The sequence below is a fragment of the Streptomyces beihaiensis genome (assembly GCF_026274175.1).
Lineage (GTDB): Bacteria > Actinomycetota > Actinomycetes > Streptomycetales > Streptomycetaceae > Streptomyces > Streptomyces beihaiensis.
Genome location: NZ_JAPHNL010000332.1, coordinates 56091 through 78817 on the forward strand (window position 1 = coordinate 56091; position 22727 = coordinate 78817).

Below are 22727 nucleotides of genomic sequence, written 5' to 3' on the forward strand. Positions count from 1 at the left end.
CGGCGAGAATAGAAAGGTCTGGACCAACGGTCAAGGTCTAAACCAATTGCGGGTTTCGGCCAAGTTACCGAACGCCCCGGTCAGAGCCCCAACTCCCGCGCCAGAACAGCCGCTTGAACCCGGCTGCGCAGCTCCAGCTTGCCCAGGAGGCGGCTCACATGGGTCTTCACGGTGGCCTCCGCCATGTCGAGGCGCGCCGCGACCTGGGCGTTGGACAGCCCCTCGCCAAGACATCCCAGGACCTCGCGCTCGCGCCGCGTCAGCGTCGCCAACTGCGGGGGTGCGGTGGGCGGTTCGGGACGGGCGGGGCCCGCCGCGAACTCGGCGATCAGGCGGCGGGTCACGGCGGGCGCGATCAGCCCCTCGCCGCGCGCGACCGTCCGTACGCCATCGAGCAGGTCCTTAGCGTCGGCGTTCTTGAGCAGGAATCCGGCCGCGCCCGCGCGCAGCGCCCCGAAGACATACGCGTCGAGGTCGAAGGTGGTCAGCACCAGCACGTCCGCAAGCCCCTCCCCGACCACCGCGCGCGTGGCCGCGACACCGTCGAGCCGCGGCATCTGTACGTCCATGAGGACCAGGTCGGGCCGCAGCTCGCGGGCGAGGGCGACGGCCCGCTCACCGTCCTCGGCCTCGCCGACGACCTCGATGTCGGGCGCGCTGTTCAGGATGAGCACCAGTCCGGCGCGTACGGCGGACTGGTCCTCGGCGACGAGCACGCGGGTCGGGCGGGGCACGCCGGTCGCGCCGGTCGTGTTCGCACGGCTCATGCGGCCTCTCCTTGCGGGGCGGGCGGTTCGAGCGGCAGCGTCGCCCGGACCTGCCAGGCCGGGCCGTCGGCGGGCCCCGCCTCGAAGGTCCCGCCGAGCAACGCCGTGCGCTCGCGCATGCCGACGAGCCCGGCCCCGGAGCCCGGCGCGCGCGGCTGCCCGTCACGGTCGTCGTCGTACGGGCTGGTGACCCGCACGTCGACCCGCTCGTCCGACCGCACGACCACAACCGCGACGCGGCCCGGCCCGGCGTGCTTGAGGGCGTTGGTCAGGGACTCCTGGACGATCCGGTAGGCGGCGAGCCCGACCGGCGCGGGCAGCCCGCCCAGCGTTCCGGTCACCGTCAGGGTGACGTCCAGACCGGTGCCGCGGGACTTCTCGACGAGGGCGGCCAGGCCGTCCAGGGTGGGCACGACAGCGGGCTCGGCCGGGTCGCTGGTCGAGCCCGCGTCGCGCAGGATGCCGATCAGGCGGCGCATCTCGGCCAGGCCGTCCACGCTGTTCTCGCGGATGGTCTCCAGGGCGCCGCGCGTGGTGGCCGGGTCGTCGATGGAGAGCGCGGCCGTCGAGTGGATCGCGATCGCCGAGAGGTGGTTGGCCACCATGTCGTGCAGCTCACGGGCCATCCGCGCGCGCTCCGCCGTCACCGCCTGCACCCGGTCCACCTCGGCGAGCAGGGCGGTCTGCTCGGCACGCAGCCGCTCCGCCGTGGCGGTGTCGCGGTGCCCGCGCACCAGCACGCCGGTCACCGCGGGCCCGAAGGCGACGAGCCCGACGGCGGCGCCGATCAGCAGCGCCTCGGGCCGCCGCAGCCAGGCCAGCGAACCGACGGTCGCGCCGACCGTGACCAGGCCGGTGACCAGGGGGAGGCGGCGGGCCAGGGCGCGTGATCCGTACAGCGCGCCCGCGTACATGAGGTCGGTGAACATCAGCAGCGTCGCCAGGCTGCCCTGGGTGAACTGGTCGGCGGCGAGGACCAGGGTGCCCGCGAGCGCCGAGAACCCCGGGCGGGTGCGGCGCGACAGCTCCAGGGCGGACATGGCGACGAGGGGGAGCAGCACCCAGGCGCCGCCCAGCGGCCGCCCTGTGTTCAGGGCGAGCCCGAGCCCCCACAGCGCGAGCCCACCCAGCAGCCCGCCGACGGCGATACGGGCGTCGTCGCGGTGCGGTCGGGGCAGCGGGACGTGCATGGCTCCATCCAACACGCACGGGGCGGGGGCGGCATGGTGCGGCGGGAGGAGAGCGGGCCGGACGCCGGTACATCGAAGGACGCAGTCGCACTTCGTCACCGGCGACGACGAACGCGGGCCGCTCGGCGACCAGCCTGGAAGGGAGAACAGAGAGGAGCCCACCGTGATCGTCACGCTGATCGTCGTCTGCGAGGTCGGCTTCTGGGTGCTGCTGGCCGCCGGTCTCGCGCTGCGCTACTGGGCGAAGCTGCCGCGCGCGAGCGTCGCCGTGCTGCTGTGCGAGCCGCTCCTGGAGGTCGTGCTGTTCCTGGTGACGGCCGTCGACCTGAAGAACGGCGCCGAGCCCGACTGGAAGCACGGGCTGGCCGCCGTCTACATCGGCTGTTCGATCGCGCTCGGCCACTCCACGATCAAGTGGTTCGACGTCCGCGTGGCCCACCGCTTCGCGGGCGGCCCGCCGCCCTCGACACCGAAGTACGGGGCCGCCCGCGCGCTCCACGAGTGGAAGGTCGCCGCCCGCTGGGTGCTCGCCTCGCTGATCGCGATCGGTCTGCTGCAGGGCGCTGTCTGGTACGTGGGCGGGGGCGGGGACACCGGATCGCTCGTGCGGTGGCAGCAGCGGATGCTGTTCCTGATCGCGATCAACGTGGTCATCGCGCTGAGCTACACCCTGTTCCCGAAGAGGCCCCCTGCGGTGACCAGGGACTCCCGTGGCTCCTAGCGCTCGCCGCCCGGCACCCACAGCACGTCGCCGACCTCCTTGTTGGCCGTGCGGGCCAGGATGAACAGAAGGTCGGAGAGGCGGTTGAGGTACGTCGCGGTGAGCGGGTTCATCGTCTCGCCGTGCGCTTCGAGCGCCGCCCACGTGGAGCGCTCGGCGCGCCGCACCACGGTGCATGCCTGGTGGAGGAGGGCGGCGCCCGGGGTGCCGCCCGGCAGGATGAACGAGCGCAGCTTCTCAAGGTCCGCGTTGAACCGGTCGCAGTCCGCCTCCAGCTTGTCGATGTAGAACTGCTCGACGCGCAGCGGCGGGAACTCGGGCTCGGCGACGACCGGCGTCGACAGATCGGCGCCCACGTCGAACAGATCGTTCTGCACACGCGTCAGGACCTTCACGACCTCCTCGTCGAGTCCGCCGAGCGCGACGGCCGTGCCGATGACGGCGTTGGCCTCGTTGGCGTCCGCGTACGCCGCGATCCGCAGATCGGTCTTGGCGGTGCGGCTCATGTCGCCGAGGGCGGTGGTGCCCTTGTCTCCGGTACGGGTGTAGATGCGCGTCAGGTTGACCATGCCGTCAGAGTAGTTACTCCCGCCCGTCACCCACCGCCACCCTTGCACGAAGCCCTTCGGACCGCCCCCGTGCCGCGGCCGGCGGAAGACACGTGTGCCGATGCTCACGGCCGGCCCCACGACATCGGCGAGTCGGCCGCCCGGGCGGTGCTGCGCGAGTTCCGCGGCGAGGCCGAGTCGGTCTCGGCGCGCGTCGGCCTGATGCGGGGCTACGACCGCTTTCTCCGGGTCATCCGGGACGCGCCCGCGCTCCGCTCCCGCCTGTGGGGCTTCCAGACGGAGGTCCAGGAGAGGCTGGAGACGACGCTGCGCGAGGAGACCGGCGCCGACGACGGCGACCCGCTGCCGACCCTGATGGCCGCTCAGATCAACTGGGTCCATCACACCGTGATGGACGTCATCAACCAGGAGACGGGCAAGGGCCGCGACCCCGCCGAGGTCTCCCGGGAAGTCCTCGTCCTCATCGACGACATCGAGGAACTCTTGAGCGAAAAGGTACTCAACTACGCCGTACGTGACGCCTGATGAGCCCCTTGTGGGCCGTCTTGGTGTGATGTCCGTCATTCGAGACGTGACGCGCATCTCTTACCGGTCACACGCCCCCGCCCGAGCGCTAAGGTCCGGACAAGAGCAACGTAAACAGTGGTCAAGTCGTATGCGTCAGGCGTAAGGGGAGTCGCACGTGGCAGGGAAGCTCGCCGTCATCGGGGCCGGTCTCATGGGATCCGGCATCGCTCAGGTCTCCGCCCAGGCGGGCTGGGACGTCGTCCTGCGCGACGTCACCGACGAGGCCCTGGCGCGCGGCACCGACGGCATCAAGGCGTCGTACGACAAGTTCGTCGGCAAGGGCAAGCTGGACGCCGCCGACGCCGAGGCGGCGCTCGGCCGGATCACCGCGACCACCGACCTGGACGCCGCCGCCGACGCCGACCTCGTCGTCGAGGCCGTCTTCGAGAAGCTGGAGGTCAAGCACGAGATCTTCCGCGCGCTCGACAAGATCGTGCGGGACGACACCGTGCTCGCCTCCAACACCTCGGCCATCCCGATCACCAAGATCGCGGCGGCCACGGCGCGCCCCGAGCGGGTCGTCGGCACGCACTTCTTCTCGCCGGTGCCGATGATGCGGCTGTGCGAGCTGGTGCGCGGCTACAAGACGAGCGACGAAACCCTCGCCACCGCACGGGAGTTCGCCGAGTCCGTCGGCAAGACCTGCATCGTCGTCAACCGTGACGTCGCCGGTTTCGTCACCACCCGGCTGATCTCCGCCCTCGTCGTGGAGGCCGCCAAGCTGTACGAGTCGGGCGTCGCCACCGCCGAGGACATCGACATCGCCTGCAAGCTCGGCTTCGGGCACGCCATGGGCCCGCTGGCCACCGCCGACCTCACCGGCGTCGACATCCTGCTGCACGCGACCGAGAACATCTACACCGAGTCCCAGGACGAGAAGTTCGCCCCGCCGGAGCTGATGCGCCGCATGGTGGACGCGGGTGACATCGGCCGCAAGAGCGGGCAGGGGTTCTACCGGCACGACTGAACGGAGTATCACCCCCAGGGGTGAATTCGGTATCGGTTCGCTTACAGACGGCAACTTCTGGCCCCTCAAGCCAGTCAGTTGCAGTGACATACCCAGATCACATGGAAACCTCTCGTTTCGGGGAGCGCATATGTACATCAGGGGCGACCACGCCGAGCTGGTCGTCGGGGGCCGCCTCGACGTCCGCAGCGCGGCGGACGCCCGTACGGTCCTGCACACCGCCGTCGACGACGGCCGGGGCGACCTGGTCCTCGACCTGTCGGGGCTCGACTCCTGGGACGCGACCGGGCTCGGCGTCATCATGGGCGCCCACCGGCGCGCCGGCCGCTGCGGCAGGCGGCTCGTCCTGCGGGACGTGCCGCCCCAGATGCAGCGGCTCCTGGTGGCCACGCGGCTGCACCGGATCCTCGCCATCGAAGGCGGCATCGGCCTGGAGTCGCTGCCGCGCGTGTGACGGGCGCGCGCCGCCCGGCCGGGACGAATCGTTCGTTCCGGGCAGCGGGCGAACAATCCTCACGAGACCGTGACGTCTCGGGCGGGCCGGTACCCCGGCCGTGCGGAGATACTGGGCCAGCGTCTAGGGTTCGGTCGCCCGCGATGAAGACGAAACGAAGAAGACGAAGAACGAGACCCGCGCGCGGGCACCGGACCAGAAGCGACAGCGAAGTGTGCACAGGCCGGGAGGGGCAAGCGGCGCACCACGCTTTTGGGGGCTTTCACCATGGACCCGATGAACCGGGAGCCGGAAGATTTCGGCCAGGACCGCAACGACGACGGCGGCGGCATAGCCGACGACGGCGCGCACCACGGCCACGAAGCCGCGCGGCGCCCGCCGCGCGACACCGCCACGCCCGACTCCGGGCAGCCCGCGCCCCTGCCCGCGCTCACCCGCACCGTCCAGCTCGTGTGCGGGGACTCGCTTCTGACGGTCAACCCCGTCGACGGCAGCGAGATCGAACCCTGCCCGCCGGGGGAGCGCCCCGGCAGACCCGTCAGGTACGACGCCGCGGACCGCGCCGAACTCGCGCGCGCCGCCCGCGCGCCGCTGCCCGCGGGGCCCGCGCTGCCCCGGCTGCCGCTCCTGGAACGCCAGGAGGAGCGCGAGGGGCTGGTCCGGTTCCTGGCGCGCGGCCGCTCCGTCCGCCTCACCGGGCCCTCCGGCTCCGGCCGCACCGCGCTCCTCGACCAGGTCGCCGACGACTGCGCGGACCTCGCGCCCGACGGCATCGTCCGCCTCAGCGGCCACCAGCGCTCCGCGACCGACGTCCTGTACGACCTGTTCGCAGCCGTCTACAAGGCGCCGCTGCACCGCCCCGACCGCCCGCTGCTCCTGGAACTTGTCCGCGACATCGGCGCCGTGGTCGTCCTCGACGACCTGGAGTTCGGCGGCGCCGCCCTCGACGAACTGCTCGACGCCACGCCCGAGTGCGCCTTCCTGCTCTCCGCCACGCCCGACGTGCCGCGGCCGTCCGCCGACTCGCACATCGAAGAGATCCACCTCGGCGGCCTCGGCCGCGGCGCGGGCCTCGAACTGCTGGAACGCACGCTGGGCCGCGTGCTCACCGACGACGAGGCGAACTGGGCGGGCGACCTCTGGTTCGAGTCCGAAGGGTTGCCGCTGCGGTTCGTGCAGGCCGGTGCGCTGCTGCGACAGCGCGACGAGCTCCCCGCGGAGCCGGCCACGGAGTTCGGAGCGGAGCCTGGCACGCAGTCCGGTACGGACCTTGGCGCGGACGAGCCCCCGCTGCCCACGCTCGCCGAGGGCGCCGCACCGGTCGCGCTGCTCGCGTCACGCCTGAGCGAGTCCGCGCGGACCACTCTGCGGTTCGCCGTCGCGCTCGGCGGAGAGATCCCGCACCAGGCCCATCTGCCCGCGCTCGTCGGCGACACCCACGCCGACGCGGCCCTCGCCGAGCTTGTCTCCTGCGCCCTCGTCACCCCGGTCGGCCGCCGCTACCGCCTGGCGTCCGGCGTCCGCACCCAGCTGCTCGCCGCCGGCTACGGCGACGACACCGACGACCACGCCGAAGCGGCCGGGCGGCACTACGCCTGGTGGGTCGCGCACCCGTCGGTCGCGCCCGAGCGCGTCGCCGCGGAGGCCGACGCCGTACTCGCCGCGCTCACCGCCCTCGTGCCGCGGACGCGCCGCCTGGCGGGCGACGAGCCCGCCGTCGCCGTCGAGCTGGCCCGCGCCGTCGCGCCCGCGCTCGCCGCCGGGCTCGCCTGGAGTGCGTGGGAGCGGGCGCTGCGGTCCGGGCAGGAGGCCGCGCTGCGCACCGGCGCCGTACCGGAACAGGCCTACTTTCACCACGAGTTGGGCATCCTCGCCCTGCTCGGCGGTCAACTCGACCGGGCCCGTGCCGAACTGGAGGCGTCCATCGGGCTGCGTGGCGCCCTCTCCGACAAGCGGGGCACCATCGCCGGACGCCGCGCCCTCGCCCTGGTCGCCGACCGGTCCGGCGAGGTGCCGCGGTCCCCGTACGAGGAGTTCGCGCCACCGGCGCCGCCCGCGCCCGCCGACGAGGCGGAGACCGTGGTGACGCGGCAGGCCGCCGCCCCCACGACCCGGCTGCCGAGGGTCACCGGTGGCCCGGCCGCCGACGACCGGAAGGTGCCCACGCGCCGCGCCGTCGCCCTCGGCACCCGGCGCAACCTGGTCGCGGCGGGCGCGGGCGCGCTGCTCGCGGCGGTCCTCGGCACGGTCGTCGCGGTGGGCGCGATGTCCGGCGACGAGCAGCCGCCGGCCGGCACGGTCGGCTCCAACCCGTCCGCGTCCGTGGGCGACAGCGGCGGCGACCTCGGCGCCGACACGGCCGATCCCGGCAGCACCGGCCAGGCCGACCCCGGCAAGGACGGCACACCGGGCACCTCCGACGACCCGACGCCGTCCGCGTCCGGCACGGCCTCGACGACACCGTCGACCGGCCCCACGGGATCCTCGTCGTCGCCGGATGCCCCGACGACCTCGCCGACGACCTCCCCGAGCACGACGCCGGGGCCCACGCACCCATCGAGCTCGCAGTCCACGACCTCGACGACCTCTCCCTCGGCCCCGTCGCCCACGACGTCGTCCAGCCCGTCGTCGTCGGACAGCTCTTCGCCGCCCTCGATGACGCCGACCCCCGGTCAGTCGTCCTCCGACACATCCGCCTCGGGACCGGCGGCCGGAGCCTCCGCCACGACCTCCCCGACCGACTCCAAGCCGTCGGTGATCTGACGGACTACCAAGGGGGGCGCGGGGAACCGCGTGCTCAGTGATGGCAAAGCCGCGGACGCGCGCATGACGCAGGGGCAGACGCGCCCGCGGCTCGTGAAGACTCAGAAGCCAGTGCCAGTGCCAGTGCCAGTGCCAGCGCCAGTGCCTGAGCCAGCGCCGGAGCCAGAACCTGAAGCAGAACCAGAACCTGAAGCAGAACCAGAACCAGAAGCAGAACCGGAACCGGAACCAGAAGCAGAACCGGAACCGGAACCAGAAGCAGAACCGGAACCAGAAGCAGAAACCCAGAGACTCAGAACAACCGCAGCTTGTCGTCCTCGATGCCGCGCAGCGCGTCGTAGTCGAGGACCGCGCACCCGATCCCCCGGTCCGTGGCCAGCACGCGGGCCTGCGGCTTGATCTCCTGGGCCGCGAAAATGCCCCGCACGGGGGCCAGGTGCGGGTCGCGGTTCAGGAGCTCCAGGTAGCGCGTGAGCTGCTCGACGCCGTCGATCTCGCCCCGCCGCTTGATCTCCACGGCCACGGTCTGCCCGCCGCCGTCCCGGCACAGGATGTCGACCGGGCCGATCGCCGTCATGTACTCGCGGCGGATCAGCGAGTACCCCTCGCCGAGGGTCTCGATACGGTCGGCAAGCAGCTCCTGGAGGTGCGCTTCCACGCCGTCTTTGATGAGGCCCGGGTCCACGCCGAGCTCGTGCGACGAGTCGTGGAGGATCTCCTCCATCGTGATGATGAGCTTCTCGCCCGCCTTGTTGATGACGGTCCAGGTGCCTTCCTCGTCACCCGAACCCTCCTTCAACGTGCAGGGCGGGGACATCCAGTTGAGGGGCTTGTAGGCCCGGTCGTCCGCGTGGACGGAGACGCTGCCGTCCGCCTTCACCAGGATGAGGCGGGGGGCCGACGGAAGGTGGGCGGTGAGACGGCCCGCGTAGTCCACGGAACAACGGGCGATGACGAGACGCATGGTGGGCAACGCTACTCGACACCCCCCGCTCCACGCGATTCGCGAGGTCCGCTGCGGCCGCCGGCTTGACTGTCACTCGCGCCACATCCGATACGCCCAATACCTCCCGTTCGGCAATGGCCGGTTGTGCACGAGGCTTACGCGTTACGCCCTGTTGTCGTTCGGATACGTTGCATACCGTAGAAGCGGGAGGTCGCGACGCGTGCACGCTGCGTGCCCGTGTGCTCGATGGGGTGTATGCGCCGTGCTCTCCAGACCTGTCCGTCAACCCCCGCATACCCGGGGGTGCGAGAGGAGAACCCATGTCGCTCGACGTCTCACCGGCACTGTTGGAACAGGCCGAGCGAGGCGAGGTTGACGAAGCCGACTTCGTCGACTGCGTCCGGACCTCCCTGCCCTATGCCTGGGAGATGATCAGCTCCCTGGTGGCCCAGCTGAAGGTCGACGGCGGCCAGTTCGCCGACAACCAGACGCCGCCGCCGGACGAGCAGGCACGCGGTCAGCTGCTGCGTGCGCTCGCGAGCGATGCCATACGCGGCGCTCTGCAGCGGCACTTCGGTGTCCGGCTCGCGTTCCAGAACTGCCACCGGGTCGCGGTGTTCCCGCTCGACCCGTCGGTGGACGAGACGCTGACCCGCTTCACCTCGGTCCGCAACCAGCTGCTCAACCAGTCACCCGAACTGCGTGACTGCTGACGGCCGGCGACTGACGGCGTAACCGTCCCTGCTTGCCGCCCCGTACGCGGGAGGTGCATCTGTACCGGGCGGCAAGCACCATGTGGTGCGGCTCCGAGAGTCGGGCATCGGGCGTATCAGCCGAGTTGCGGCAGCACCTCGGCTCCCAGACGGCGTACGTTCTCCTCCGTCGCCGCGAGATCGCCGGAGCCCTCGACGAGCAGCGCGAACCTGGTGATGCCGGTCCGCTCGGACGTGGCCGTCAGCCGGTCCGCACACAGCTGCGCCGTGCCCACCGGGTGCAGACCGCACAGCAGATCGGTGTACGCGTGGGGGTCGCGCATCGACCGCGCGCGCCCGTCGACCGTGACATGGGCGTCCAGACCCTGCTTGAGCCAGCCCGGCATCGTCTTGCGGAGCGTCTCGCCGGCCTCCGCGTCGCTGTCGCCGATCTGTACCACGCCCGCGGAGACATGGGGCGCCGAGAGGATCTCGTCGGCGCCGCGCCCCGCCTCGCGCGCGCAGCGCCGCCACAGGGACACCATCTCGGCCTTCTCCTCGTCCCCGATGTGCATGCCCAGCTGCATCGGCAGGCCCCGCTCGGCGGCCATCCGTACCGATCGCGGCGACGTGCACGCCACCAGGACCTCGGGGCCCTGCTGCCCGCCCGCCGCCTCGTCCGCCCCTTCCGCCCCTTCCGTCTCGTACGCGTCTATCGCCTCCGCGGGCCGCGGCACGACCGGCACCTCGCGGAACGCGAACCGCCCGCCGTCGCCGCCGTCCCCGCCCACCCGCGGCTCGCGCAGCCAGCGGAGCAGCAGGTCCAGCGCGTCGGGGTAGCCCGTCTCGTACGCCTCGACGCCCGTGCCGAACACCTCCAGGTCGACCCAGGGCCCGCCGCGCCCCACCCCCAGGGAGAACCGGCCGCCGGAAGTCAGATGCAACAGCGCCGCCTGCTCGCCGAGCGCCACCGGATGGGTCGTCGGCAGCACGCTCACCGCCGTGCCGATCCGCAGCCGCCGCGTGCGGCCGAGCAGCAGGGCGGCCAGGGTGATCGCCGACGGGCACGTCCCGTACGGCACGAAGTGATGTTCGGCCAGCCAGGCCGAATCAAGCCCCGCCTCCTCGGCGACCTCCGCCGACCGCACCGCACGGTGCAGCGCCTCCCCGGGCCCCTGACCCGGGAACTGGGCGGCCAGTACAAACGTTCCTACACGCATCGCACTCCTGCTCCTTGGTGACGACGCGGGCATTCCCCTGAAGGCAACAACGGCTGACAAGTGCCAAGGGCACGGCATGGCGGGAAGATTGGCGGATTTTCGGCAGCGCGCCGCGATGCAGGGTTCGCGCACGCGCGCCGCTGACCGTCGGATACCCCCGGATCATCGGCGTACGCTGGGCGCAACCCCTTTTTCCGTGTCGTCCACGTATCCCGTGAGGTGAGCCGTGTCCCCGCGCCGCAACCGCCCGAAGGCCGGCGGATCGCCCAACAGCAGCCAGGACGAGGGGCGGCGCTACGGCGGCTTCGAGTCCACCGAGAGCTGGCAGGGCGAGGACTGGAGCGTGCGGCATGTCGCGGGCGCGAGCGCCGCGGGCAAGACCTACCGCTGCCCCGGCTGCGACCAGTTGATCCCCTCCGGTGTCGCGCACGTGGTGGCCTGGCCGCAGTACGCGGGCGTCGACGACCGCAGGCACTGGCACAAGGCGTGCTGGAACGCGAAGGACCGCCGCACCACGAAGGCACAGCGGTCCCGGAACGCACCGCGCTACTGACTACACATCACCGACCACACGTCACCGACCACACGTCGCCGACTACAGGTCGCCGACTACAGGTCGCCGACTACAGGTCGCCGACTACAGGTCGCCGACCACACGTCGCCGACTACAGGTCGCCGACCACACGTCGCCGACTACACGTCACGCTGGTTGAGCGTGAAGAACGCCGCGCCGAGCGCCACCACCGTGGCGCCGCCGACGATCCACAGCGGCTCCCAGCCGGTGGGGCCCGAACCACCGCCGAGCGAGTTGCCGTAGAGCACGATGAGCTGGCTGGGGATCGAGTATTCGAGCAGGGCCTGGCGCACTGAGTGCAGCGACGACGCGAACATGAAGAGCGCGAGCACCAGGGGCAGCAGCACCAGACCGATCATGATCGTGATGGCGCCCGCCGAGTGCCGCACCAGCGTGCCGACCGCGAGGCCGAGCAGCCCGAGCAGCGCCACGAACAGGCCCACGCCGACGGTCGCCTTGAACCACGCGGAACCGCTGGGCGAGCCCGCGGAGTCCACCATCGCCGACTGGATGACGGCGACCAGCGCGGCCATCAGCGTGGTCAGCACGAAGACGAGACCGAAGAACACGATCGCCTTCGCGGCGAGCACCCGGTTCCGACTTGAGCAGGCCGTCATCGTCGTACGGATCATGCCGGTGCCGTACTCCGACGCGATGGTCAGAACGCCCAGCGTGATCACACAGATGCTGCCGAGCAGCACGCCGAAGAACCCGAGCGAGAGCAGATCGGAGCCGGACGGGGGCTCGGCGTCCGACGCGGAGACGGCGGCCGCCGCGGCGAAGCCGATGCCGAGCATCAGCAGGATCATCACACCGAGCGTCCACATCGTGGAGCGCACCGTACGGATCTTCGTCCACTCCGAGGCGAGCGCGTCGCCCAGGTGCGCGCGGCGCACCGGGATCGGCGAGGCGTAACCGGCTCCGGGCCCGGCCAGTACCGGAGGCTGCTGCTGCGGGGCGGCGGAGGGCGGGGGCGGCGTGCTCATCGGGCGTCCTTGTCCATCGTCGGGGCCGGGGCCGGGGCGGGGGCAGTCGTCGGGGCCGGGCCGGCGGGCGGCTGCTGGGGCGCGGCGTACGGGTTGTGACCCTGCTGGACCTGCTGGACCTGCTGGACCTGCTGCATCGGCTGTCCGGGCTGGTGCGGCTGGGGCGGCGGCGGGGCGTACCAGCCAGACTGGCCCTGGCCGGGCACCGGCATCTGCGCGGGCGGCACGGCCCCCGGCGGCAGCGGCTGCTGGAGCCCGGCGCGCTGGTCGGTGGTGGACCGGTAGTCGACCGCGCCCTGCGTCATCCGCATGTACGCCTCCTCCAGCGAAGCCTGGTGCGGCGACAGCTCCCACAGCCGTACGTCCGCGCCGTGCGCCAGGTCGCTGATCCGGGGCAGCGGCAGACCGGTGACGCGCAGCGCCCCGTCCTGCTCGGGCAGCACCTGGCCGCCCGCCTCGGTGAGCGCGGCGGTCAGCTTCTCGCGCGCGGCGCCCCCGGCGTCCGGACCGTCGGGCACCCGGACCCTGGCGAAGTCGGCCGAGTTGCGCGCGATGAACTCCTGCACGCTCATGTCGGCCATCAGCTGCCCGCGCCCGATCACGATGAGGTGCTCGGCGGTCAGCGCCATCTCGCTCATCAGGTGGGAGGAGACGAAGACCGTGCGTCCCTCCGCGGCCAGGGACTTCATCAGGTTGCGGACCCAGAGGATGCCCTCCGGGTCGAGGCCGTTGACCGGCTCGTCGAAGAGCAGCACCTGCGGGTCGCCGAGCAGCGCGGCGGCGATGCCGAGCCGCTGCCCCATGCCGAGGGAGAACCCCTTGGAGCGCTTCTTGGCGACGTCCTGGAGGCCGACCACGCCGAGCACCTCGTCGACCCGGCGGGCCGGGATGCCGGCCAGCTGCGCCAGGCACAGCAGGTGGTTACGGGCGGCTCGGCCGCCGTGCATCGCCTTCGCGTCCAGCAGCGCGCCCACCTGCCGCGGGGCGTTGGGCAGCTTGTTGTACGGGTATCCGCCGATCGTCACGTGACCGGCGCTCGGCTGGTCGAGGCCGAGGATCATCCGCATCGTGGTCGACTTGCCGGAGCCGTTCGGTCCGAGGAAGCCGGTGACGGTCCCCGGCCGCACCTGGAAGGAAAGGTTGTACACGGCCGTCTTGGCGCCGTAGCGCTTCGTCAGGCCGACTGCCTCGATCATTCTCCGCACCCATCGGAAGGTTCGTGACGGTCGGGGCGCGAGCCCCCGTAAGAGTTAGGAGGATATCCAGCCGCTGACGGTTCCGGCCAAGAGAGGGCAAAGGCCCGGGAGCGGCCCGGCGGGGTCCGGAGGGCGGTTCAGCGGGGGCCCGAGGCCGTCCGCGGCAGCCCGTGCAGCAACCGCGTGCCCTCCTCCCGTACGGACGCGGAGGCGGCGGCCGCCCGTACCCAGTCCTCGGGCTCGGGCCCGAGCAGCGTCCGCAGCGCCGCCGACCCCGCCAAGAGCGTGCGCAGCAGCGCCGCCTGGTCCCCGCCGCCCGGCCGGGGCGCACCGGTGCCGGGATCGACGAGGACGCCGTGCTCACTCACGTACAGCTGGAGCCCGCCCGCAGGACCCAGGGGTACCCGCCGGTAGTTCGGCTCCTCGGTCGCGTCCACCGCCGCCAGCTGCTCCGCGTCCAGCCACGACACGACGAGCGTGCGCCTCTCGGCCGGCGCCGGGTAGGGCGCCGCCGCCACGTAACCGCGCAGCCCGATGTGCGCGGAGCAGCCGACCGCCACCCCGTCGACCGGCAACGGCACCATCGGCACGGCCACCGGGAGCCCGGTCCGGCGCAGCTTGTACGCGACCTGGGCAGGGGCCGCGTTGGAGCCGACCGCCACCACGGGGGTGCGCTCCGCCGCGCCGGCCCCGCCCGCCGCCGTGAGCAGCCGGTCGAGCGGGCCTCGGCCGGGGACGGTCCAGCGGGCCGGGTCCGGGCCGCGTACGTCGAGGTCCAGGAGTTCGTCGCCCAGGAGCAGCGACGGGGCGGTGGCCGGGCGGCCCGGATAGCTCAGCGGGACGAGCGCGGGCACGGTGTCGTGGCCGAGCGCGGCGAGGGTGCGGAGAGGGTCGGTGAGCGCCATGGCCCGGCAGCGTACGGGACAGCGCGAACGGGACAGCGCGAACGGGACAGCGCGTACGGGACAGCACGTACGGGACAACGCGAACGCAACGCGGAGAGGGGCTGCGGGAACGCGAAGAGGGGCTGCGGGAGCGCGGACAGGGACGGGAATGGGGACCCCGGAGAGGCGCAGAGCGAGGCGACGGGGGCGGAGGGGGCCGGAGGGGGGCGGCTACGCGTCCCGGTTCTTCAGCAGCGCGTAGCCGATGACGAGCGCCGCCGCCACCCAGGCCAGCAGGATTCCGAGGCCGCCCCACGGGCCGTAGTGGGCGACGTCGTTCGGTGGGGTCACCACCTGCATCATCTTCTGGCCCGCCCGGTCCGGGAAGTACTGGGCGACCTTCTTCGTCGCGGACACCGAGCCGAGGATGGGCGAGACCAGGAAGAAGAACGGCATCAGGATGCCCAGGGAGAGCATGGGGGAGCGCAGGATCGCCGCCATGCCCATGGAGAACACCGCCATGAGCGTCATGTAGACGGCCGCGCCGAACACCGCGCGCAGCACGTTCGGCGCGCCCAGGGTCGTGCTGTGGTCGCCGAGCATGACCTGACCGAGCAGGAACGCCGCGAAACTGGTGACCAGAGAGGCGGCGAGGGCGAGCAGCGTGGCGACGGTGATCTTGCTGAACAGGAAGGTGCCGCGCTGCGGCACAGCGGCGAGTGAGGTGCGGATCATGCCGGTGCTGTACTCGCTCGCCACCACCAGGACGCCGAAGACCACCATGGCCAGCTGGCCGAGGGTCAGACCGCTGAAGGAGACGAACGTCGGGTCGAAGGACAGCCGGTCCGCGACGGACATCTTCTTGAAGTCGTTGTTGACCAGGGCGCTGATGAGCATGCCGAGGCCGATCGAGACGACGATGGCCAGACCGAGTGTGAGCGCGGTCGAGTTCACCGACCGGAGCTTGGTCCACTCCGAGCGCAGGACCTGGGCCGCGGCCATCTCAGGCCCCCTTCCGGTTCTTCTGCTGCCAGGAGGAGCCCCACGGCTGACTTTCGGGCGCTGCCGCCTGGTGGGGCTCTGCCGCCCGATGGGGCTCGGCCGCCTGGCCGGGTTCAAGGGTGCGGTGCGGGTCCGAGTGCGCGTGGTACTCCACCGATTCGGCGGTGAGCCGCATGAACGCCTCTTCCAGGGAGGCCTGCTGTGGGCTGAGCTCGTGCAGGGTGAGGTGGTGGCTCGCGGCGAGTTCGCCGAGCTGCTCGGCGGAGCCGCCGTCCACTTCCAGCGCGCCGGAGCCGGTCTCGACGACGGTGATGCCGGCCTCGTGCAGCACGTCGAGCAGCCGCTCGCGCTGCGGCGAGCGCAGCCGCACGTAGCTGCGTGAGTTGTTCCGGATGAAGTCCGCCATGGACGTGTCGGCGAGCAGCCTGCCCTGACCGATGACGACCAGGTGGTCGGCGGTGAGCGCCATCTCGCTCATGAGGTGCGAGGAGACGAAGACCGTACGGCCCGCCGCGGCGAGGGATTTCATCAGGTTGCGGATCCAGTGGATGCCTTCGGGGTCGAGGCCGTTGACCGGCTCGTCGAACATCAGGATCCGCGGGTCGCCCAGGAGCGCGCCCGCGATGCCCAGGCGCTGGCCCATGCCGAGCGAGAACCCCTTGGCCTTCTTCCGCGCCACGGCCGTCAGACCGACCGTGTCGAGGACCTCGGTGACCCGCGCCTTGGGGATGCCGTTGGACTGAGCCAGGCACAGCAGATGGTTGTAGGCGCTGCGGCCGCCGTGCATCGCCTTCGCGTCGAGCAGCGCGCCGATGTACGTGAGCGGGTCCTTGAGCTGGTCGTAGCGCTTGCCGTCGATCAGGACCGAGCCGGACGTCGGGTTGTCCAGGCCGAGCACCATGCGCATCGTGGTGGTCTTCCCCGCGCCGTTCGGGCCGAGGAAACCGGTGATGATGCCGGGCCGCACGCTGAAGGTGAGGTGGTCGACGGCGGTCTTCGTGCCGAACCGTTTCGTCAGCCCGTCGAGCTCGATCATGTCCATCCCCCGATCATGCCGATGTCTCGATCATGCCGATACGTTAAATCGGCCGAAAGCCCCCTGCCACTCAGGAGCGGCAGGGGGTTCGGGTCGTGCTGTGCGGACCGCCTACAGCGGTGATTCAGCGGTTCAGCGCCTCAACGGGACTGCTGGGCCGGAACCCCGCGGCTGATCGGCTCGTCCTCGCCGGCCGGCGCGCCCGCGGCGGCCACAGCCGCACCGGTCAGCGTCGCCAGCATCTCGCGGACGTTGGTCAGCTGGGCGTTGATCGAGTCGCGGCGGTTGGTCAGGGCGGCCAGCTCGCGCTCGGACTCCGAGCGGATGCGGTCGGCCTTCTGGTTGGCGTCCGCCACGATGTCCTCGGCCTGGCGCTGCGCGGTCTCCACCGTCTGGCGGGCCCGGCGCTCGGCGTCGGTGCGCAGCTTCTCGGCCTCCAGGCGCAGCTGCTCGGCGCGGTGCTCGATCTCGGCGAGGCGCTTCTCGGCCTTGGCCTGACGCGAGGCCAGGTCGCGCTCGGACTGCTCGCGGCGCTTGGCCAGGTTCGTCTCGAAGTCGGCGGCGGCCTGGGCGGCCTTGGCGCGGGTGTCCTCGAAGAGGGCGTCGGCCTCCTCGCGCTTGGACTGGGCGTCCTTCTGCGCCTCGGCGCGCAGCGCGTTCGCCTCGCCCTTCGCCTTCTCGACGATCCGGACGCCCTCGTCCTCGGCCTTGGACTTGCGCTCGGCGGCGAACGACTCCGCGTCGTTGCGCACCTGCTGGGCGGCCGACTCGGCGAGCTCGCGGTGCTGTTCGGCGGCCCGGCGGGCCTCCTCGCGCAGGTCCTTGGCCTCCTCCTCGGCGAGGCGCAGGATCTTCTCGACGCGCGCTCCCAGACCCGCGTACGACGGCTCGGCGTCGTCGACCTGGGCCTGGGCGTTCTGGGTCTCGAGGTGCAGCTCCTCGATGCGCTTTTCCAGAGCAGTGATGCGGGCAAGAGCGCTGTCACGGTCGGAGACGAGCTTGGAAATACGTTCGTCCACCTGAGCGCGGTCGTACCCACGCCGCACAAGCTCGAAGCCGTAGGGGGAAGTGTCGCTCATGGGGTTCCTGTCGAAAGAGACCGGTGAGGTGATAGAGGGAATCCTAGAGGCCCGAACGGCGTGTCATCGAGCAGATGCCCGTTTGATCTGGCTTCGGTTGGAGAATGTGACCCCTTTTGAGTGGCGTAACCCCCGGAGGGCTTGCCAGAACGGAGGCCGAAGGTCCCGTCCCAGCACGAAAGTTGCCGTCTTGGCTAGGTCTCGGACCCCTTGCCACCCGATCGTGTGGCACCGGCCGCCGCACCGGCCTTGACGCCACCGTCCTTGCCCGAACCGGACGGTGCCTCAAAGGATTCCAACGCTTCGAGAACATCTTGGACACGGGAGATCTCGGCATTGATGTCCTCGCGGCGCCGGACCAGCACGTCCAGCTCGCGCTGGCCCTTTTCGATCATGGCGGCGGCCTCCGCCTCCGCGTCGCTCTTGATCTTTTCCGCCTCGCGGGAGAGCCCGGCCTTTTTCAGCTCGGCCTCCTTGAGCAGACCTTCCGCCTTCTTGACCGCCGCGATGCGGACCTTCCCCGCCTCCGAATTCGCGTCCGACAGCAGCTCCTTGGCCTTCGCCTGCGCCTCGGCGAGCTGCTCCTCAGCCGCCTTGACCAGCGCGTCGCAGCGCTCGCCCGCGTTCTTCATCGTCTCCGCGGACTCGCGGCGAGCGTGCTCGTGCAGCTCCTCGATCTCGGCCGTGATGCGGTCGCGCAGCTCCTCGGCGCGCTCCCTTATCTGCGTGGCGTCCCGGCGCGCGCCGACAAGCAACTCGTCCGCGTCCGTACGGGCCTTCTCCACGATCGAGTTGCCCTCGACGGTCGCCTCCGACACCAGCCGCTCGGCCTCGCTGCGGGCCGCGCCGACCATCGTGTCGGCCTGCGTCTCGGCGTCGGCGGTCTTCTTCTGCGCCGCCTCCCGCGCCTCACGGGTCAGCTTCTCGGCCTCGGCCGTCGACTCCGTGATGAGCTTGTCGACCTGCTCCGCGGCCTCGCTGCGCCGCTTGTTGGCGGCCTTGCGGGCCTCGTCCAGGGTCCGCTCGGCCTCCTCGCGCGCCTCGCCGGTGATGCGCTCGGCCTCCCGCGCCGCGTCCGCCTTGACCTGCTCGGACTCGCTACGGATCCGCTCCGCGTGCTGCTGCGCCGAACCGACCGTCTCGGCGGCCTCGGCGCGCAGCCGCTCGGCCTCCTCGGTGGCGTCGCCGACGAGCTTCTCGGCCTTGGCCGCGGCCTCGGCGGTGACCCGGTCCGCCGCCTCGCGGGTCTCGGTCGTCAGCCGTTCGGCCGCCGCGGTCGACTCGGTGCGCAGCCGCTCGGCGTTCTCGGTGGCGTCGCCGACCAGTCGTCCGGCCTCGGCGATGGCCTCGGCGCTGACCCGGTCGGCCTCGGCGCGGGTCTCGGCGGTCAACTGCTCCGCCGCGGCCGTCGACTCGGCGCGCAGCCGCTCGGCCTCCTCGGTGGCGTCGCCGACGAGCTTCTCGGCCTTGGCCGCGGCCTCGGCGGTGACCCGGTCCGCCTCGGCGGTCGTCTCCCGCTCGAGCCGCTCGGCCTCGGACCGCGCCTCACCGATGAGCGTGTCCGCCTGCTCGGCCGCGTCCGAACGGATCCGGTTGGCGTCCTCGCGGGCCTCCGCGCGGGTGCGCGACGCGTCCTGGTCGGCGGCCGCGCGCAGGTCGGACACCTCGGTGCGGACCCGCTGCGCGTGCTCGGCCACCTCCGTACGGACCTGCTGGGCATGCTCGGCCGCGTCCGTGCGGGTCCGCTCCGCCTCGGCCAGCGCCTCCGTCACGGTCCGCTCGGCGAGCGCCTTGGCGGCCTCCGCCTCCGCGTTCGCCTCGGCCCTGACCCGTGTCGCGTCCTCGCTCGCCCGCTCGCGCTCGGCGGCCGCGTCGGCGCGGAGCCGGTCGGCCTCCTCCTGCGCCTCCGTCCTGGTCCGCTCGGCCGCGTGCTCGGCGGCGGAGCGCAGCCCGGCGATCTCCTCCTGGGCCTGCTCCTGGAGGCCCGCGACGGAGTCGCGCACCTGCTGCGCGGTCTGCTCGGCGGCGGAGACCGTCTCGCTCGCCCGCTGGTCGGCCTCCTCGACGAGACGGACGGCCTCCGCCTGCGCCTCCTCCACCCGCGAGCGCGCCACGGCGAGCAGCTCCTCGCTCTGCTCGCTCGCCCGCTGCCGCTCCTGGTCGGCCTCCTGACGCGCGCTGCCCAGCGTCTCCTCGGCCTCGCGCCTGCGCCGGTCGGCCTCCTCCCGCGCCGCGGCGAGCGTCTCGGCGGCCTCCTCGGAGATCCGCTCGGCCGCCGTACGCGCCTCGCCGCGAATCCGGTCGGCCGACTCCTGCGCCTCCGTCTTGAGCCGCTCGGCCTCGGCCGCCGCCTCCGTGCGCAGCCGCACCGCCGCGTCCTCCGCCTCGGCACGGGTCGTCGACGCGTCCGACGCGGCCTCGGTGCGCAGCCGCTCCGCCTCCGCCTCGGCCTGCGCCTGGAGCGTGCGGACCCGCTCGGCGGTCTCCGCGCGCAGCCGCTCCGTCTCCTCCGCCGCCTCGGCCCGCAGCCGCTCGGCCTCCGCGCGCGCGTCGGCCAGCGCCGTCTCGGCCGCTGCGACCTTCTCCTCGGCCTCCGTGCGCAGGCGGGTCAGCTCCTGGGCCGCCTCCTCCCGGCGGGCCGCGATCGCGGTCTCGGCCTCCTCCTTGAGGGCGCGGGCGGCGTCCTCCGCCCCGGCGCGGGTCCGCTCGGCCTGCTCCTCGGCCTCGGTGCGGTGCCGCTCGGCCTCCGCACGGGTGCGCTCAAGGGTGTCCTCGGCCTGCTTGCGCAGCGACGTGGCTCGCTCGATCGCCTCGGTGCGCACCCGCTCGGACTCGGTCGTCGCGTCCTTGCGCAGCTCGTCGGCGTCGGCCTTCGCCTTGGCGAGCAGCTCCTCGGCGGTCTTGGCCGCCTCCTCGATCTGCTGGACGGCCTCGCGGCGCGCCTCGGCGCGGATCCGCTCGCCCTCCTCGACGGCCTCGGCCCGCAGCTGCTCGGCCTCGCCGCGCAGCCGCCGCGCCTCCTCCTGCAGCTCGACGGTCTTGGCGCGGTACTCCTTGGTGTCGTCCTTCGCCGCCCCCTTGAGCTGCTCGGCCACGTCGTGCGCCTCGGCGCGCAGCCGGTCCGCCTCCGCCTCGGCCTCCGAGCGGATCCGCTCGGCCTCCTCGGTCGCGGCCTTCGTCGTCGCCTTCGCCTGCTCGGACGCCTTGTTGACGACGTCCTCGGCGGTGCGCGCGGCCTTGGCGAGCTCGCCCGCGGTCTCCTCCGCGGTGACCGTACGGGCCTTCTCCCTGGCCTCGGCGATCAGCTTCTCGGCATCGGCCCTCGCGTCGGCGACGACCTGCTCGGCCTGCTCCTTGGTGGCCTCGGCCTCCTTGGTGGCCTCCTCGACCAGCCGCGCCACCTGCTCCTTCGCGGTGCGGGTGCGCTGCTCATAGGTCGCCTCGGCGGACGCCAGCTGCTTGGCGGCGGACTCCTTGGCCTCGCCGAGCACCTTCTCGGCCTCGGCGCGGGCCTCGCGCAGCGCCGTGTCCGCCTCGGAGGCGCGCTGCTCGGCGGTACGGGTCAGCTCGGCGGCCTCGCGGCGGGCCGCGTCGGACTCGCTGGTGGCCGACGAGCGCAGCCGCTCGGCGTGGTCGGTGGCCTCCTGGGCCTGCGCGGACGCGGCGTTCAGCAGCCGCTCGGCGTCCTGGCGGGCACGGGCGAGCAGTGACTGCGCCTCGGCGCGCGTCGCCTCCGCCTCGTCGGCCAGGCGCCTGCGGGCCTCGCCGGTGATCCGCTCGGCCTCCGCGCGCGCGGCGGCCAGGGCCTGGTCGGCCTCGGCACGGGAGTCGTCGAGCAGACGGCGGGCCTGCTGCTCGGTGCGGGCACGCAGCTGCTCGGCCCACTGCACGTTCTCGTTGACGTGCGTCTCGACGGTGCGGCGGCGCTCGGCCAGCTCCTGGTCGAGCTGCTGGCGCCGGTTGACCGCCTCGGTGTGCAGCTCGGCCTGGAGGCGGGCCTGCTGCTCGGCGTGCTCCTGGAGGATCCGCTGGGTCTGCGCGCGGGCGTCGCGCAGCTCGCGCTCGGCGTCCGAGCGCAGCTGATCGGCCTGGATCTGCGCGTTCCGAAGGAGCTGCTCGGCCTGGTAGCCGATGTCGCCGCCGTCGTACGCGGGACGGGTCGCGAGAGTGCGGCGCGCCTCGTGCAGTTTGGCGCGCAACACCTCCACCTGGTAGCCGAGGTCCTCGGCGTGCTGGACGGCCTTCTCCCGCTCGGTCTTCAGCCGCTCCATCTCGGCCTCGAACCGCGAGAGATGGTCGGTCTCAGCCGGCCGTCGGCCGTCCTGGCTCTCGTAGCCCCGCACTGCGCGGTCCCATCCGTCCCCTGGTCGCAAGTTCTTCCTTACGAGCCCCGAACATCCGCCGATCGGGGCCCCCGGGGAATGGTGTCAGATCGAATGCGTCGGCGCGTCCGCGCGCGGTGCCCGACCGCCCGACCGCCCCGACCCTCGATCCCCGACACCCGGACCCCGGCCCACGACTGGCCGTTGGAGACGGCAGCCGCCCCCCAACCCTACCGGCACGGATAACGAGCAGTCAGTGCTCGATCGAGTCCTGGGACGCCGCGGTGACGAGTTCGGTCAGGACGCCGTGGCAGTCCTTGGGGTGCAGGAACGTGATCCGCGAGCCCATCGAGCCGCGCCGCGGCTCGTCGTAGAGGACGCGTACGCCCTTGTCCTTGATGGCGGCGGCGTCCGCGTCGACGTCGGCGGTGCCGAAGGCGATGTGGTGCACACCCTCGCCGTTCTTGGCCAGCCACTTGCCGACCGCCGAGTCCTCACGGGTCGGTTCGAGCAGCTGGAGGTAGGTGGCCCCGCCGTCGCTCGTCTCGTTGATCTTGAGCATGGCCTCGCGCACGCCCTGCTCCTCGTTGACCTCGGAGTGGTACACCTCGAAGCCGTACGTGGCCTTGTAGAACTCGACGGTCGCGTCGAGGTCGTGGCAGGCGATCCCGATGTGGTCGATTCGTGTCAGCATGCTGCCAGTGCAGCGCGGCCCGGCATGGTTACGCAACGTGCGCGCGATCACACTTGTCGGCCGATGACGCGCGGGGTACCGCTCAGTACATTCGAGTA

Annotated in this window: 19 protein-coding genes and 1 pseudogene; 7 read left to right on the forward strand and 13 right to left on the reverse strand. The window is 72.3% G+C overall.

The features are described from left to right. Positions 1–80: 80 nt before the first annotated feature. Entirely contained in the window at positions 81–767 is a 687-nt protein-coding gene (locus OFY01_RS31005) for a response regulator (protein WP_266605591.1), read from the reverse strand. Next, a complete protein-coding gene (locus tag OFY01_RS31010; RefSeq protein WP_266605593.1) occupies positions 764–1957 on the reverse strand; it encodes a sensor histidine kinase in 1194 nt (397 codons plus the stop codon). The genes OFY01_RS31005 and OFY01_RS31010 overlap by 4 nt, the downstream gene beginning before the upstream one ends. A gap of 163 nt (positions 1958–2120) precedes the next feature. Between OFY01_RS31010 and OFY01_RS31015 the strand changes: the two genes are divergently transcribed. Continuing rightward, the gene (locus OFY01_RS31015) at positions 2121–2678 is read left to right on the forward strand and encodes a hypothetical protein (RefSeq protein WP_266605595.1); all 558 of its coding nucleotides are present in this window, start codon (positions 2121–2123) and stop codon (positions 2676–2678) included. Here OFY01_RS31015 and OFY01_RS31020 read toward each other — a convergent pair. Next, entirely contained in the window at positions 2675–3247 is a 573-nt protein-coding gene (locus OFY01_RS31020; protein WP_266605597.1) for a cob(I)yrinic acid a,c-diamide adenosyltransferase, read from the reverse strand. The genes OFY01_RS31015 and OFY01_RS31020 overlap by 4 nt on opposite strands. Before the next feature lie 111 nt (positions 3248–3358). On the opposite strand from OFY01_RS31020, the pseudogene OFY01_RS31025 reads away from it, so the two are divergent. The 4 genes and pseudogenes from OFY01_RS31025 to OFY01_RS31040 form a co-directional block, all read left to right on the forward strand. After that, positions 3359–3772, forward strand: a pseudogene (locus OFY01_RS31025) (TetR/AcrR family transcriptional regulator); the annotation flags it as partial. A gap of 157 nt (positions 3773–3929) precedes the next feature. Then, positions 3930–4781, forward strand: a complete 852-nt coding sequence (locus OFY01_RS31030; protein ID WP_266605599.1) for a 3-hydroxyacyl-CoA dehydrogenase family protein — start codon at positions 3930–3932, stop codon at positions 4779–4781. 130 nt (positions 4782–4911) lie between these two features. After that, complete coding sequence (locus tag OFY01_RS31035; protein WP_266605600.1) at positions 4912–5235, forward strand: STAS domain-containing protein; 324 nt, start codon at positions 4912–4914, stop codon at positions 5233–5235. Positions 5236–5502: 267 nt separating this feature from the next. Next, complete coding sequence (locus OFY01_RS31040; RefSeq protein ID WP_266605602.1) at positions 5503–7998, forward strand: ATP-binding protein; 2496 nt, start codon at positions 5503–5505, stop codon at positions 7996–7998. Positions 7999–8290: 292 nt separating this feature from the next. Here OFY01_RS31040 and nucS read toward each other — a convergent pair whose 3' ends face one another. Beyond that, positions 8291–8962, reverse strand: coding sequence for an endonuclease NucS (nucS, locus tag OFY01_RS31045; RefSeq protein WP_266605604.1), 672 nt, complete (start codon positions 8960–8962; stop codon positions 8291–8293). Positions 8963–9264: 302 nt separating this feature from the next. Between nucS and OFY01_RS31050 the strand changes: the two genes are divergently transcribed. Continuing rightward, complete coding sequence (locus OFY01_RS31050) at positions 9265–9657, forward strand: SCO5389 family protein (protein WP_266605606.1); 393 nt, start codon at positions 9265–9267, stop codon at positions 9655–9657. 116 nt (positions 9658–9773) lie between these two features. On the opposite strand, the gene OFY01_RS31055 is transcribed toward OFY01_RS31050, so the two are convergent. Then, positions 9774–10856 carry an LLM class flavin-dependent oxidoreductase gene (locus tag OFY01_RS31055; protein WP_266605608.1) on the reverse strand — a complete coding sequence of 361 codons (1083 nt, stop codon included), beginning with the start codon at positions 10854–10856 and terminating at the stop codon, positions 9774–9776. A gap of 226 nt (positions 10857–11082) precedes the next feature. On the opposite strand from OFY01_RS31055, the gene OFY01_RS31060 reads away from it, so the two are divergent. After that, positions 11083–11409, forward strand: a complete 327-nt coding sequence (locus tag OFY01_RS31060) for an ATP/GTP-binding protein (protein ID WP_266605610.1) — start codon at positions 11083–11085, stop codon at positions 11407–11409. Positions 11410–11549: 140 nt separating this feature from the next. Here OFY01_RS31060 and OFY01_RS31065 read toward each other — a convergent pair whose 3' ends face one another. From OFY01_RS31065 to mce, 8 genes are all read right to left on the reverse strand, one after another. Next, the gene (locus OFY01_RS31065; protein ID WP_266605612.1) at positions 11550–12416 is read right to left on the reverse strand and encodes an ABC transporter permease; all 867 of its coding nucleotides are present in this window, start codon (positions 12414–12416) and stop codon (positions 11550–11552) included. Continuing rightward, a complete protein-coding gene (locus OFY01_RS31070; RefSeq protein ID WP_266605614.1) occupies positions 12413–13612 on the reverse strand; it encodes an ATP-binding cassette domain-containing protein in 1200 nt (399 codons plus the stop codon). The genes OFY01_RS31065 and OFY01_RS31070 overlap by 4 nt, the downstream gene beginning before the upstream one ends. A gap of 137 nt (positions 13613–13749) precedes the next feature. Beyond that, positions 13750–14517: a hypothetical protein gene (locus OFY01_RS31075; protein ID WP_266605616.1), complete on the reverse strand. Its 768-nt coding sequence runs from the start codon at positions 14515–14517 to the stop codon at positions 13750–13752. 210 nt (positions 14518–14727) lie between these two features. Next, positions 14728–15498, reverse strand: a complete 771-nt coding sequence (locus OFY01_RS31080) for an ABC transporter permease (RefSeq protein ID WP_266605618.1) — start codon at positions 15496–15498, stop codon at positions 14728–14730. 1 nt (position 15499) lies between these two features. Further along, on the reverse strand, positions 15500–16534 hold the full coding sequence (locus tag OFY01_RS31085) for an ABC transporter ATP-binding protein (protein ID WP_266605641.1): 1035 nt from the start codon (positions 16532–16534) through the stop codon (positions 15500–15502). Positions 16535–16674: 140 nt separating this feature from the next. After that, the gene (locus OFY01_RS31090; protein WP_266605620.1) at positions 16675–17613 is read right to left on the reverse strand and encodes a coiled-coil domain-containing protein; all 939 of its coding nucleotides are present in this window, start codon (positions 17611–17613) and stop codon (positions 16675–16677) included. 194 nt (positions 17614–17807) lie between these two features. Next, a complete protein-coding gene (gene scy, locus OFY01_RS31095; RefSeq protein ID WP_266605643.1) occupies positions 17808–21956 on the reverse strand; it encodes a polarized growth protein Scy in 4149 nt (1382 codons plus the stop codon). 232 nt (positions 21957–22188) lie between these two features. Then, positions 22189–22629 carry a methylmalonyl-CoA epimerase gene (mce, locus tag OFY01_RS31100; RefSeq protein WP_266605622.1) on the reverse strand — a complete coding sequence of 147 codons (441 nt, stop codon included), beginning with the start codon at positions 22627–22629 and terminating at the stop codon, positions 22189–22191. Between the last annotated feature and the right edge of the window lie 98 nt (positions 22630–22727).